This window comes from Streptomyces sp. NPDC001480 (assembly GCF_042894725.1).
GTDB lineage: Bacteria > Actinomycetota > Actinomycetes > Streptomycetales > Streptomycetaceae > Streptomyces.
The window spans coordinates 271,347-284,000 of record NZ_JBIAVX010000003.1; the positions used below are offsets into that span (position 1 = coordinate 271,347).

Annotated in this window: 12 protein-coding genes; 4 read left to right on the forward strand and 8 right to left on the reverse strand. The window is 71.8% G+C overall.

The features are described from left to right. Nucleotides 1-28 precede the first annotated feature (28 nt). Entirely contained in the window at nucleotides 29-349 is a 321-nt protein-coding gene (locus tag ACFY01_RS08545; protein WP_390734922.1) for a DUF6343 family protein, read from the forward strand. A 70-nt stretch (nucleotides 350-419) separates the two neighbouring features. Here the strand turns inward: ACFY01_RS08545 and ACFY01_RS08550 are convergent, their stop codons facing one another. The 4 genes from ACFY01_RS08550 to rpsA form a co-directional block, all read right to left on the reverse strand. Then, the gene (locus ACFY01_RS08550) at nucleotides 420-800 is read right to left on the reverse strand and encodes a tetratricopeptide repeat protein (RefSeq protein WP_390734923.1); all 381 of its coding nucleotides are present in this window, start codon (nucleotides 798-800) and stop codon (nucleotides 420-422) included. A 50-nt stretch (nucleotides 801-850) separates the two neighbouring features. Continuing rightward, nucleotides 851-1,483: a dephospho-CoA kinase gene (gene coaE, locus ACFY01_RS08555; RefSeq protein ID WP_390734924.1), complete on the reverse strand. Its 633-nt coding sequence runs from the start codon at nucleotides 1,481-1,483 to the stop codon at nucleotides 851-853. Between the two features lie 59 nt (nucleotides 1,484-1,542). Next, complete coding sequence (locus ACFY01_RS08560) at nucleotides 1,543-2,481, reverse strand: PAC2 family protein (protein ID WP_390734925.1); 939 nt, start codon at nucleotides 2,479-2,481, stop codon at nucleotides 1,543-1,545. A 263-nt stretch (nucleotides 2,482-2,744) separates the two neighbouring features. Next, nucleotides 2,745-4,244: a 30S ribosomal protein S1 gene (rpsA, locus tag ACFY01_RS08565; protein WP_361437177.1), complete on the reverse strand. Its 1,500-nt coding sequence runs from the start codon at nucleotides 4,242-4,244 to the stop codon at nucleotides 2,745-2,747. Nucleotides 4,245-4,563: 319 nt separating this feature from the next. On the opposite strand from rpsA, the gene ACFY01_RS08570 reads away from it, so the two are divergent. Both ACFY01_RS08570 and hrpB read left to right on the forward strand, forming a co-directional pair. Next, nucleotides 4,564-5,424 carry a class I SAM-dependent methyltransferase gene (locus tag ACFY01_RS08570; RefSeq protein WP_390734926.1) on the forward strand — a complete coding sequence of 287 codons (861 nt, stop codon included), beginning with the start codon at nucleotides 4,564-4,566 and terminating at the stop codon, nucleotides 5,422-5,424. 4 nt (nucleotides 5,425-5,428) lie between these two features. After that, on the forward strand, nucleotides 5,429-7,924 hold the full coding sequence (gene hrpB, locus ACFY01_RS08575; protein WP_390734927.1) for an ATP-dependent helicase HrpB: 2,496 nt from the start codon (nucleotides 5,429-5,431) through the stop codon (nucleotides 7,922-7,924). Here hrpB and ACFY01_RS08580 read toward each other — a convergent pair. From ACFY01_RS08580 to ACFY01_RS08590, 3 genes are all read right to left on the reverse strand, one after another. Next, nucleotides 7,914-8,906, reverse strand: a complete 993-nt coding sequence (locus ACFY01_RS08580; RefSeq protein WP_390734928.1) for a DUF3068 domain-containing protein — start codon at nucleotides 8,904-8,906, stop codon at nucleotides 7,914-7,916. The genes hrpB and ACFY01_RS08580 overlap by 11 nt on opposite strands. Before the next feature lie 25 nt (nucleotides 8,907-8,931). After that, a complete protein-coding gene (locus ACFY01_RS08585) occupies nucleotides 8,932-9,069 on the reverse strand; it encodes an SPW_0924 family protein (RefSeq protein ID WP_390734929.1) in 138 nt (45 codons plus the stop codon). 164 nt (nucleotides 9,070-9,233) lie between these two features. Continuing rightward, on the reverse strand, nucleotides 9,234-11,012 hold the full coding sequence (locus ACFY01_RS08590; RefSeq protein WP_390734930.1) for a lytic transglycosylase domain-containing protein: 1,779 nt from the start codon (nucleotides 11,010-11,012) through the stop codon (nucleotides 9,234-9,236). A 281-nt stretch (nucleotides 11,013-11,293) separates the two neighbouring features. Between ACFY01_RS08590 and ACFY01_RS08595 the strand changes: the two genes are divergently transcribed. Then, nucleotides 11,294-12,148 (forward strand): DUF4184 family protein, encoded by an 855-nt coding sequence (locus tag ACFY01_RS08595; protein WP_390734931.1) that lies wholly within the window; start codon nucleotides 11,294-11,296, stop codon nucleotides 12,146-12,148. On the opposite strand, the gene ACFY01_RS08600 is transcribed toward ACFY01_RS08595, so the two are convergent. Then, nucleotides 12,069-12,461 (reverse strand): hypothetical protein, encoded by a 393-nt coding sequence (locus ACFY01_RS08600; protein WP_390734932.1) that lies wholly within the window; start codon nucleotides 12,459-12,461, stop codon nucleotides 12,069-12,071. The genes ACFY01_RS08595 and ACFY01_RS08600 overlap by 80 nt on opposite strands. Between the last annotated feature and the right edge of the window lie 193 nt (nucleotides 12,462-12,654).

Below are 12,654 nucleotides of genomic sequence, written 5' to 3' on the forward strand. Positions count from 1 at the left end.
GTACGTGAGAGGGAGGAGCGTGAAGGTGATGCGTACGGGCAGTGAGCCGGCGACCGCGCGCAGTGCGCTGCGGGCGCGGTTGTGGCTGAGCGTGTGGGGTCTGGCCTGGGCGATCTTCGGCACGGCGGCGTTCACGCTCACCGGACGTCCCGGGTGGGCGGCGGCCTGCGGGGTGCTGTGGCTGGTGGCCGCCGTCGACATGACCTTGATCGTCCGGCACATCCGGCAGGGCCCGCACTACCAGCCGGGCCGGGACGTGCCGCCGTACCGTCCGGTGGACGACCACCCGCCCCACCGCGCGCCACGGCGCCGCCGGCCGCTCCTGCCACCGCGGCACCGGCATCCGTGACCAGCGGTCAGGAGCCACAGGGTCTCGGACCGAAGCGGTCCGGAGCCGAAGCGGTCAGGAGTCGAAGCGGTCAGGAGTCGAAGCGTGCCGCCTTCAGGTACTGCGGATTGGGGTCCAGCGCGGCCGCCAGCCGGAAGTGGCGCTTGGCCTGGTCGTGCCGTCCCTGACGTTCATAGGTGCGGGCGAGCGCGAAGTGCGCGAAGGCGTTGTCGGGCTCGCGCTCCAGAACGATGGTGAATTCGAGCTCCGCGGGCCGCAGTTGCGCGGCGGCGAAGAAGGCACGCGCACGCAGCAGCCGCGCGGCCGTGTTCTCCGGGTGGGCGGCGATGACTCCGTCGAGCAGCTTCACCGCGCCCCGCGGGTCCCGCGCGTTGAGCAACTGCTCGGCGGCACGGAAGTCGATGACATGCGTCTCCGGAGTACGTCCGGTGGAACCGCTGGTCTCGGGCACGGCGAAGTCCTTCCCTCACTGGAAGGGTTCAACGCCCGGATCGGAGGCCGCTATTCCTGGGGCGGCGCAGGGGCGTCCCCGCGCGGCGCCTGCGCCCTGCGGACCAGGTCGTCCCACACTTCGCGGACCCGCTGCCGCAGCACCTGAAGCGGTACGTCGTTGTCGATGACGATGTCCGCGATCTCCAGGCGCTTCTCACGGGTCGCCTGTGCGGCCATGCGTGCGCGTGCGTCCTCCTCGCTCATGCCCCGCAGCCGGACCAGCCGGTCGAGCTGGGTCTCAGGGCCGGCGTCGACGACGACCACGAGGTCGTACAGCGGAGCGAGGCCGTTCTCCGCGAGGAGGGGGACGTCGTGGACGACGACGGCGTCCTCGGCCGCCGCGTTCTCCAGTTCACGGGAGCGGGCGCCCACCAGGGGGTGCACGATCGAGTTGAGCAGAGCGAGCTTCTCCGGGTCGGCGAAGACGATCGAGCCGAGTTTCGGCCGGTCCAGGCTGCCGTCCTCGGCGAGCACCTGGTCGCCGAAGACCTCGGCGACGGCCGCCAGACCTTCGGTGCCGGGCGCCACGACCTCGCGCGCGATGCGGTCCGCGTCGATCAGCACGGCTCCGTGCTCGACGAGCAACCGCGACACCTCGCTCTTGCCGGCGCCGATGCCACCGGTCAGGCCCACTGTCAGCATGAGCGGAAGCTTAGGGCCTGCCTCTGTCGCGGCGCCCGGCGGGCACGGTGGCGGACCCGCTAGCTGTCGCCCTCCCGCTCCGCCAGGAAGCGTTCGAACTCGCGGCCGATCTCGTCCGCGGAGGGGATGTCGGCCGGTTCCGCGAGCATGTTGCCCCGGGTTTCGGCGCCCGCCGCGGCGTCGTACTGGTGCTCGAGGCCCTGGACGAGAGCGGTGAGTTCCTCGTCGCCCTCGCGGATCTGCCGGTCGATCTCGGTCTGGGTCCGGTGGGCGTCCGTGCGCAGGGAGTGCGCGATGCCGGGGAGGACCAGGCCGGTCGCGGCCGTGATGCCCTCCAGGACGGTCAGGGCCGCGTCCGGGTACGGGGAGCGCGCGATGTAGTGCGGGACGTGCGCGGCGACGCCCAGGACGTCGTGGCCCGCCTCCATGAGGCGGTACTCGATGAGCGCCTCGGCGCTGCCGGGCACCTGGGCCTCGTCGAAGGGGCTGCGGTGGCCCGGGACCAGGTCGGTGCGGTTGCCGTGCGGGGTGAGACCGACGGGCCGCGTGTGCGGGACGCCCATGGGGATGCCGTGGAAGTTCACGGACAGACGGACACCGAGGCGCTCCACGATCTGCCGTACGGCCGCGGCGAACCGCTCCCACTCCACGTCCGGCTCCGGGCCCGACAGCAGCAGGAAGGGCGCACCGGTGGTGTCCTGGACGAGCCGGACCTCGATGGCGGGATCCTCGTACTCGGTCCAGCGGTCGCGCTTGAAGGTCAGCAGCGGGCGACGCGCGCGGTAGTCCACGAGCCGGTCGTGGTCGAAGCGGGCGACCAGCTGGTGGGGCAGCGAGTCTAGGAGCCGGTCGACGATCTGGTCGCCGGTGTCCCCCGCGTCGATGTATCCGTCGAAGTGGTAGAGCATGACAAGACCGGCCGACTCCTGGGCCAGCGCCATGTCGACTACGGCCAGCCCCTTCGGCTCCCACGCGTACAAACCCTGCGGATCAAGCACAGTGACCGCCCCTCCTCGTGTTCACAGAGCACAACACGCCCTGGAACGTGGGCATTCCCGCGCCACGCCATTGATCAGGGATCTCACTGCGCCGGTACGAACAAGGGGCAGGTGCAGCCCACCTAAGGGGCGCGGGGAACTGCGCGACAAGCCACGGACGGCGTGCACTCGAAAGACGGCGGACACCCCCGAAAACGCCTGAGGGGCCGCACCTCGAAAGGTACGGCCCCTCAAGACCATCGGCTAAGCCCAGCGGCTAGCGATCAGCTCTGGCCGCCGGCCAGCTTCTCGCGCAGCGCGGCGAGCGCCTCGTCCGAGGCCAGCGCGCCGGAGGTGTCCGGGCCCTCGGAGGAGTACGAACCGCCACCGGACGCGGCCGGAGCCGCACCCGCCGCGTCGCCGCCCTCGGCAGCGGCCTTCTCGTCCGCCTCGCGGGACTTGATGACCTGCGCCTGGTGCTGCTCGAAGCGCTGCTGCGCCTCGGCGTACTGGTGCTCCCACGCCTCGCGCTGGGTCTCGTAGCCCTCGAGCCAGTCGTTGGTCTCGGGGTCGAAGCCCTCGGGGTAGATGTAGTTGCCCTGGTCGTCGTAGGACGCGGCCATGCCGTACAGGGTCGGGTCGAACTCGACCGAGGCCGGGTCGGCACCGAAGGACTCGTTGGCCTGCTTCAGCGAGAGGCTGATGCGACGGCGCTCGAGGTCGATGTCGATGACCTTGACGAAGATCTCGTCGTTGACCTGGACGACCTGCTCCGGGATCTCCACGTGGCGCTCGGCCAGCTCGGAGATGTGGACCAGACCCTCGATGCCCTCGTCCACGCGGACGAACGCACCGAACGGAACCAGCTTCGTGACCTTGCCGGGCACGACCTGGCCGATCTGGTGGGTGCGGGCGAACTGCTGCCACGGGTCTTCCTGGGTCGCCTTCAGCGACAGGGAGACGCGCTCGCGGTCCATGTCGACGTCGAGGACCTCGACGGTGACCTCCTGGCCGACCTCGACGACCTCGGAGGGGTGGTCGATGTGCTTCCAGGACAGCTCGGAGACGTGGACCAGACCGTCGACGCCACCCAGGTCCACGAAGGCACCGAAGTTGACGATCGAGGAGACGACGCCGGAACGGACCTGACCCTTCTGGAGGGTGGTGAGGAACGTCTGGCGGACCTCGGACTGGGTCTGCTCCAGCCAGGCACGGCGGGACAGGACCACGTTGTTGCGGTTCTTGTCCAGCTCGATGATCTTGGCCTCGAGCTCCTTGCCCACGTAGGGCTGGAGGTCGCGAACACGGCGCATCTCGACCAGGGAGGCCGGGAGGAAGCCGCGGAGGCCGATGTCGAGGATGAGACCACCCTTGACGACCTCGATGACGGTACCGGTGACGATGCCGTCCTCTTCCTTGATCTTCTCGATGGTGCCCCAGGCACGCTCGTACTGGGCGCGCTTCTTCGAGAGGATCAGGCGGCCTTCCTTGTCCTCCTTCTGGAGGACCAGGGCCTCGATCTCGTCACCGACGGCGACGACCTCGTTCGGGTCGACGTCGTGCTTGATCGAGAGCTCGCGGCTCGGGATGACACCTTCGGTCTTGTAACCGATGTCGAGCAGGACCTCGTCCCGGTCGACCTTCACGATGACGCCGTCGACGATGTCGCCGTCGTTGAAGTACTTGATCGTCTCGTCGATCGCTGCGAGGAAGGCTTCCTCGTTACCGATGTCGTTGACCGCTACCTGCGGGGTGGTGGCGGTGGTCTCGGTGCTGCTCGTCATGTGGGAAAGGGCTCCGGTACGGACATTGAAGTCGTAGGTACTGCTTACGCCGGGAGCCCGTTTCGCTCTGCAGAAGCCGGACAGCCAAGGAAGCGCCCCACCGGATATTGGTGATGACGCCTCGACAACCGAGGGGACATACAACAGATGCGAGCGCAGCCTGCTACGTCTGAGGTGCGCAGGCCCGCAGCGCAACTTGTAGCATACGGGGGCAGCCGGACAGGGTCAATGCGCGAAGCCGCACACCCGGGGCGGATCGCTACATACCCGGCACAAGAACCGTCCCGCGAGGCCGAAGCAGGCCTGAGGGACCTCCTCCGTGACACGACCCCGGCGGGTTGCACGGAAGAGTACGACGAGGGAGCCGATCATCCAAGAGCCCGAACCGTTCGAACCGGAAGCCACCCGGCGTGACGCCGGGGTGACGGAGAGCTCCCGGGCCAACCGGGGCTGGTGGGACCGGAACGCGGACGAGTACCAGATCGAACACGGCACGTTCCTCGGCGACGACCGCTTCGTGTGGTGTCCCGAGGGCCTGGACGAGGTGGAGGCGGAGCTGCTCGGCCCGCCCGAGGACCTGAAGGGCCGGGACGTACTGGAGATCGGCGCGGGCGCCGCCCAGTGCTCGCGCTGGCTGGCCGCCCAGGGAGCCCGCCCGGTGGCCCTGGACCTCTCGCACCGCCAGCTCCAGCACGCGCTGCGCATCGGCGGATCGTTTCCGCTGGTGTGTGCCGACGCCGGCGCGCTGCCCTTCGCGGACGGCTCCTTCGACCTGGCGTGCTCGGCCTACGGCGCGCTGCCGTTCGTCGCCGACCCACGGCTGGTGCTCCGCGAGGTGCGCCGGGTGCTGCGGCCGGGCGGCCGGTTCGTGTTCTCGGTGACGCACCCCGTCCGCTGGGCCTTCCCGGACGAGCCCGGGCCCGAGGGCCTGTCGGTGTCCGCCTCCTACTTCGACCGCACGCCGTACGTCGAGCAGGACGACGAGGGCCGGGCGGTGTACGTCGAGCACCACAGGACGCTCGGGGACCGGGTCCGGGACATCGCGTCCTCGGGCTTCCGGCTGGTGGACCTGGTGGAGCCGGAGTGGCCGGCCTGGAACAGCTCCGAGTGGGGCGGGTGGTCGCCGCTGCGGGGAAGCCTGATCCCGGGGACGGCGATCTTCGTGTGCGTACGAGACTGAACGTGTGATCCGTTACGACGCCCTGGACGCCCTGCCCGTGCGCAGCGCTCTGCCCGCGCTGAACGACGCCCTGGAGGAGCACGGCGCCGCCGTCCTCGGAGCGCCACCCGGCACCGGCAAGACGACGCTGGTGCCGCTCGCGCTGGCCGGACTGCTCGGGGACGGGCCGGTGCGGCGGGTGGTCGTGGCCGAGCCGCGGCGGATCGCGGCGCGGGCCGCTGCCCGGCGGATGGCCTGGCTGCTGGGCGAGAAGGTCGGCGGCAGCATCGGTTACACCGTGCGCGGCGAGCGGGTCGTGGGCCGGCACGCGCGCGTGGAGGTCGTCACGACCGGGGTGCTGTTGCAGCGGCTCCAGCGGGACCAGGAACTCACCGGTGTCGACGTGGTCCTGCTCGACGAGTGCCACGAGCGGCACCTGGACGCGGACACGGTGGCCGCGTTCCTGTGGGACGTCCGGGAGACGCTGCGGCCGGAGCTGGCGCTGGTGGCCGCGTCGGCGACCACGGACTGGGGGGAATGGGCCCGGCTGCTCGGCGGGGCGCCGATCGTCGAGGCCCGGGGTTCCGCACACGCGGTCGGCATCGTCCACGCGCCCCCGGCGCGTGCGGTACGGCCGCCGCACGGCATGCGGGTGGATCCGGCGCTGCTCGCGCACGTGGCCTCGGTGGTGCGGCGGGCGCTGGCCGAGTGTGCGGGCGACGTGCTGTGCTTCCTGCCGGGTGTGGGCGAGATCGCACGTGTCGCCGGCCTGCTGGGGGACCTGGGAGACGTGGACGTGCTCCAGGTCCACGGACGGGCGCCGGCGGCGGTGCAGGACGCCGTGCTGGCGCCCGGACGGCGGCGCCGGGTGGTGCTGGCGACCTCCGTGGCGGAGTCGTCCCTGACGGTTCCCGGGGTGCGGGCGGTCGTCGACTCGGGGCTGGCCCGGGAGCCGCGGGTGGACCACGCGCGCGGGCTGAGCGCGCTGACGACGGTACGGGCGTCGCACGCGGCCGGGCGGCAGCGGGCCGGACGGGCGGGGCGTGAGGCGCCGGGGGTCGTGTACCGGTGCTGGTCCGAGGCCGAGGACGGGCTTCTGCCGCGTTTCCCGTCACCGGAGATCAAGGTGGCCGACCTGACCGCGTTCGCGCTCCAGGCGGCCTGCTGGGGCGACCCGGACGCCTCCGGGCTGGCGTTGCTCGACGCTCCGCCGGGTGGAGCGATGGCGACCGCGCGCTCCGCTTTGGCAGCCGTTGGGGCGGTGGACTCCTCCGGGCGGGCGACCGACCGCGGTGCCGTGCTGGCTCGGCTGGGCTTGCACCCCCGGCTGGGGAGGGCGTTGCTGGACACCTCTGGCGCGGGTGCGGAGGTTGTCGCGTTGCTGAGTGAAGAGGCGCCCAGGGATTACGGGGACGACCTGGCGTCGGCTCTGCGTGTGGCGCGGCGTGGGGGCGACGCGTACGCCAAGCGGTGGGCTGCTGAGGTTCGGCGGCTGCGGGCCGTCGTGTCGGAGGGGGTTTCCCACCCACCAGCGGGTGCGGAAGCCGACGACGACCAGATCGCCGGGCTCGTCGCCGCTCTCGCGTTTCCTGAGCGGGTCGCCAAGCTCGATGGCGGGTCGTACCTCATGGTCTCCGGGACGCGGGCCGAGCTGGCCGAGGGGTCGCCGTTGCACGGGGCGCCCTGGATCGCCGTCGCGGTGGCCGACCGGCCGCTGGGCAAGGGGCACGCGCGCGTGCGGCTCGGGGCCGTGATCGGCGAGGAGCTCGCGCGGTCCGCGGCGCGAGCGCTGTACGAGGAGCGGGACGAGGTGCGCTGGGGGGAGGGGGACGTCGTCGCGCGCCGGGTGGAGCGGCTGGGGGCGGTCGAGCTGGCGGTGCGGCCCCTGAAGGACGTCGATTCCGGTCTCGTACGCCAGGCGCTGCTCGACGGGCTGCGGCAGGAGGGGTTCGGGCTGCTGCGGTGGCCGGCGGAGGCCGTCGGGCTGCGGCAGCGGCTGGCCTTCCTGCGGCTGCGGGTCGGGGAGCCCTGGCCGGACGTGTCCGACGAGGCGCTGTACGCGCGCGTGGACGAGTGGCTGGAGCCCGAGCTGGGCCGGGCCCGGCGGCGCGCGGACCTGGCGCGGATCGACGCCGGGGCGGCGCTCGGGCGGCTGTTGCCCTGGTCCTCGGGGCAGGCCGCGCGGCTCGACGAACTCGCCCCCGAGCGGATCACCGTACCGAGTGGGTCCAGGATCCGGATCGACTACGGCGATCCGGAGCGGCCCGTCCTCGCCGTGAAGCTTCAGGAGATGTTCGGGCTGCCGGAGTCGCCCGTGGTGGCGGGGGTGCCGCTGCTCGTCCATCTCCTCTCCCCCGCCGGGCGGCCCGCCGCGGTCACCGCCGACCTCGCGTCCTTCTGGAAGGACGGCTACAAGGGCGTACGGGCCGAACTGCGCGGGCGGTATCCGAAGCATCCGTGGCCGGAGGACCCGACGACCGCCGAACCGACGCGCCACACCAACGCCCGGCTCAGGCGCTGACCGGCTCCGGCGTGGTGGCCGGGGTGGGTTCCGGGTCCGACGGCCGCCGGCCGTGTGCCTCCAGGTACAGGGACAGCGCCAGCAGCAGGGTGCCCAGGATCAGGAAGCCCCAGGGCAGGTACGACGTGAGCAGCAGGACGATCGTGCGGTTGTGCTTGACCAGGGCCACGGTGTGCTCGATGTAGTCCTCGCGCATCTTCACGTCGCCCGCGAACGCCGTCACCTTGGCGCGTCCGCCGAGCAGGGTGCCGCCGCGCAGCTCCTCCTGGTGGCTCTCCTCGCCGTAGACGGGGGCGCCGGTGACGGGCTCGACCCAGAACCTGCGGACGGTGGTGTACCAGCGGGTCGTGCCCGTCTTGGCGACCGACTCGGGGGTGATGCCCTTGACCGGCATGGTCCTGGGCATGCCGACCTTGGTCCAGGGGATGGTCTGTTCGAAGTAGTAGACCTTCAGGCCGCGGAACGTCCGGGTGCCCTCGTAGTGGATGGGGTTGGTGGTGCGGGTCTGCGCGTCGAAGTACTCGTAGTCCCGTTTCTGCGTGAGGAAGGGCCACTTGAACTCGATGCCGTTCCGCTTGACGGGGTCGCCGTCGACCATCTCGCCGGTGGCGTGGACGGGTTCCTGGGAGTGGGCGTCGAAGATGTAGCGCTCGGGGACCTTGGAGACCATCTTGCCGTCGGGGCCCTGTATGTAGGACAGACCGTTCCAGACGACCACGTCCCGCCCCGCCGTCTTCCCGATCTTCCGCGCCGCCTCCACATCGCCCTTGAGGGTCTGCACGATGGTGACCTTGGAGACCTTCTTCGCCTTCATCGTGCCGTAGTCGAGGAGGGTGGCGTTCTTCGCCTCGAGAACCATGTCCTGGTACTGGTTCGCGGGGATCTTGGCCAGGCGCGGGAAGGCGTACCAGCGCAGCAGCGGGGACAGCGCCGCGAAGAACACGGCGAGGGCGAGCAGGATCAGACTGGCCGTGCGGCGCATCTCGGTCTCCCTCCCGGGCGGGCGGTCACGGGTGCGGGGGCACCGTGGTGAGCAGCGGCTTGGGGGACGTGCTGCCGGTCGTGGAACCCATCGCGGTGACCGCGAGCACCACCAGGGCGAACGCGAGGACGAAACCGGTCGCGGCGGCGATCAGGGCACGCATGCGGGACCTCCCCCGGGCCGTCCGGAACCGATTCACCTGACGTGCCGTCAGGTCCGGGCACGGTAGCAACGGGAGGGCGAGATGAGAACACGTCGCGCACACGGAACGAGGGCGCCCTCCCGCCGGAGCGGAGGGGCGCCCTCGTCAGGCCGCGGCCTGGGACCCTATGCGGAGGGGCTCGGGGACGCGGAGGTGCTCTCGGTGCCGCTCGGCGACGGGCTCGCCGACGAGTCCGCCGCGGCGACCTCGAGTTCGACGGTCAGCGTCGCGCCACCGGTGGTGGTGATGCGGAGCAGGAACGTGCCGGTGGTGTCGTCCGCGTACAGCTTCGGCAGCTTCAGCAGGCCCTTGGCGTCCGTCTCCAGGCCCGTCAGGGTGCGGACGGCCTTGCCGTCGGCGTCCTTGAAGTAAGGGCCCTTGTCGTTCGCGGTCAGGTCGTCCGCGGACTTGATCAGGGTCGCGGTGGCCGCGACCTTGTCGGCGACGGCGCCCTTGTAGGTGGCCTTCACCTCCACCTGGTCGGCGAACTCGCCGCCCGGTGTGCAGGTCAGCGCGGTGTCGCTGGTGCGGGCGAGGGTGTCGGCGGCCCGGGCCGTGACGGTCGCCTTGTAGTCGACGCCGGCGACCGAGCGGCCCACGACGGCCGTGTGGACGGTGAAGTCGCCGGTCTTCTCGCCCGCCTGGAGCGGGGGTGCGACGGCGATGCCGGTGCTGGCGGTGACCACGGTGGCGACCTTCTCACCGCCGGTGAAGGTGGCGTCCGTGTCGCCGGTGATGGTGAACCGGATCCTGACCTTGCCGACGGCCTTGCCGGCCTTGGTCTCGGCGCGCGTGCTGATCCGCTTGCTGAAGGCGTCCCCGGCCATCGCGGTGAGCTTGGCGGTGCCCGCGTCCTCCAGGTGGTCCACCGTGTCGGTGGGGGTGGGGGGCGTGCTCGGCGGCGTGCTCGGGGGTGTGCTGGGCGGCGTGCTCGGGGGCGTGCTGGGCGGTGTGCTCGGCGTCGACGGGTCGGGGCTGCTGTTGCCGTGGCCCGGCTCGGTCGGCTTCGACGGTGTCGACGGCTTCGACGGCTTCGGGGAGGGGTCGGTCCCCGGCGTGTGGTCGTCGCTGCGGTGCGAGGGCACCGAACCGGTGCCGTCGGGGACGGAGTGGGTGCCCTTGCGGTAGTACTCCAGCCACGACAGGACCGTGTTGAGGTAGTCCTGCGAGTTGTTGTAGCTGAGGATGGCGCTGTTCAGGCCGCTCTGCTGGGACAGGTCCCAGTTGTTGCGGCACAGGTAGTGGCCGGCGGCGAGCGCGGCGTCGTAGACGTTGTTGGGGTCCTTCACGCCGTCGTCGTTGCCGTCGCGCCCGGCCCAGGCCCAGGTGGACGGGATGAACTGCATGGGTCCGACGGCCTGGTCGTAGGAGCTGTTGCCGTCGTACGCGCCGTGGTCGGTGTCCTTGATGAGCGCGAAGCCGTTGCCGTCGAGCTGCGGACCGAGGATCCGGCCGATGGTCGTGCCGCCCGCGTCGACGCGTCCGCCGCGCGCCTGACCGGACTCGACCTTGCCGATGGCGGCGAGCAGTTGCCACGGCAGGTTGCAGCCGGGCTTGGACTGGCGCAGCTCGGCCTCGGCCTTCTTGTAGGCGTCCAGGACGGTCGCGGGTATGCCGGCCTCGGCCGCGCCCGCCGAGGCGGGCGCGCCGGCGGTCGGCGACGGGCTGGGGCTTGGGTTCGGGCTGTTCAGGGGCGGCAGGTCCGTGTAGTACGGCGAGTTGCCGGTGGCGTTGTCGTCGGACGTCGCGTCCGGCACGGTGGCGGCGCCGGCGGCGGCCTGTCTGCCCGCGTCCTCGGCCGTCACTCCAGGAGCCTGGGAAGCGGAGAGAGCCGCGACCGCCGCCGCGGCCACGGCGGTGGTCGCCGCCCCTTTGCGCAGCCGACTGCCGAAATGCGCCGCCATAGAGTGAACCCCTCCCATGGACGCCCGAGCGCCCGTCTCAAGTCTTTCCGCTCTTCCCGCTCGCTCTGTTCTGACGGATGACCTGTGGCTGTGGTTGCCCCCGTTGCGTATTTCCACTCGAACGCCGATGTGACCCTACGACAACTTCCTTTGCGGGGGCACCCGGTGCTGCCCGATTTTCACCGGTTGGCCATGTCCCGTTGGTCCGGGGCGCGGTCCCGCATACTGGGCGACGCGATCACGGGCGATCCGCCCCGTAACATCCGGCGAAAGGGGCCGAGTTGCCGTTCACTTTCAGCCACGCGGCGGCGGTGCTGCCCGCGGTCCGCGCGGACGGAGCCGGCCGGGGCCGGCTGATAACGGCGGTGCTCGTGGCGGGTTCCTTCGCTCCCGACATGACCTACTACGCGGCGAGCCTGCTGCCCGGGGCGATGCGGTTCGGGGACGTCACGCACTCCTTCGCCGGAGTGCTGAGCGTCGACGTGCTGGTGTCCTGGGGCCTGGTCGGGCTGTGGCTGGTGCTGCGCGAACCGCTGGTGGCACTGCTGCCGCGGGCCCGCCAGGGGCGGTGGGCGGCCCTGCTGCGGTGCGGGGCGCCACGCGCGCGCGTGCGGCCCGATACGGTCGCCTGGTGGTACGTCTCCGCGGTGCTCGGCGCGTCGACGCACGTGGTGTGGGACGCGTTCACGCACCACGACCGCTGGGGGGTGCGGCTGTTCCCGGTCCTCGACCGGTCCGCGGCGGGGATGCCGCTGTACTCGTACCTCCAGTACGGCTGTTCGCTCGTGGCCGCCCTGGTCGTCGCGGCGTGGCTGGGGCGTGCGGTACGGCGGGCACCCGTCAGCGATCCGGTTGGGGTTGCGCTGCTGTCGGCGCGGGACCGGTGGTGGGCCGCCGTGGTGATCGGCGGCTGCGCGGTCGCCGGAGCCGCTCAGCGGGCGCTGCGGTGGTGGGCGTACTGGGGTGCCGTCGCGAAGCCCTGGGATCTGGTGCCGACGGTGTGCTTCGGGCTGGGTGCGGGGCTGGTGCCGGGGCTGCTCGGGTACGCCGTGGGGGTCAGGGTGTGGCGTCCGGTCCGGGATGCCGCCGGTCCGGGCGGGGCCGACGCGCGGCGGACCCGGTCGGCCGCTCGGTGAGGGGTGCCACGAAGACGGTCATGGTGCGCGCGGGGCGGGTTCTGGGGAGCCGCGCGAGGAGCAGGGCGAAGTAGCCGCGGCCGAGGTCGGCGGCCGCTCTCCTCGTCCGGGAGAGCCGGCCGGTGAGCCTGCGTCTGACGTCCGCCGTCGTCCTGCGGACGGCCCCGGCGGGGTCGGCGGGGATGCGGGCGGTGCTTGCCTCGGCCGAGAGGGCCGGAACCGGCGGGGGCGGCGTGTCCGGTGCCTCGGCGGCACCCGGGCGGCTCGGGGGCCGTGCGTGGGCCGTCCGGCGGTGGAGCGTGCGTATACCCATGACCGCATCTTTACGGGCGGGGGCGGCGGGGGCGTTCTGGCGGGGGCCACGTGAGTGACGGTTCCCTGCGGGGCTTCGGCGGGGTTCGGGCGTGCGGGTGGGCCTCGTGAACAGGATTGGGGTCGGTTCGGCACCGCCGGGATGCGCCGTTGTGGTTGCTCGCCGTCGCGGCGGAGATCAAACGCGGGCGGGG

What these genes read in the sequence shown, in the direction of transcription:
- ACFY01_RS08545 (WP_390734922.1), top strand. Translation starts at nt 29, where the DNA reads ATGCGTACGGGCAGTGAGCCGGCGACCGCGCGCAGTGCGCTGCGGGCG.
- coaE (WP_390734924.1), bottom strand. Translation starts at nt 1,483, where the DNA reads ATGCTGACAGTGGGCCTGACCGGTGGCATCGGCGCCGGCAAGAGCGAG.
- rpsA (WP_361437177.1), bottom strand. Translation starts at nt 4,244, where the DNA reads ATGACGAGCAGCACCGAGACCACCGCCACCACCCCGCAGGTAGCGGTC.
- ACFY01_RS08580 (WP_390734928.1), bottom strand. Translation starts at nt 8,906, where the DNA reads ATGCGCCGCACGGCCAGTCTGATCCTGCTCGCCCTCGCCGTGTTCTTC.
- ACFY01_RS08585 (WP_390734929.1), bottom strand. Translation starts at nt 9,069, where the DNA reads ATGCGTGCCCTGATCGCCGCCGCGACCGGTTTCGTCCTCGCGTTCGCC.
- ACFY01_RS08590 (WP_390734930.1), bottom strand. Translation starts at nt 11,012, where the DNA reads ATGGCGGCGCATTTCGGCAGTCGGCTGCGCAAAGGGGCGGCGACCACC.
- ACFY01_RS08600 (WP_390734932.1), bottom strand. Translation starts at nt 12,461, where the DNA reads ATGGGTATACGCACGCTCCACCGCCGGACGGCCCACGCACGGCCCCCG.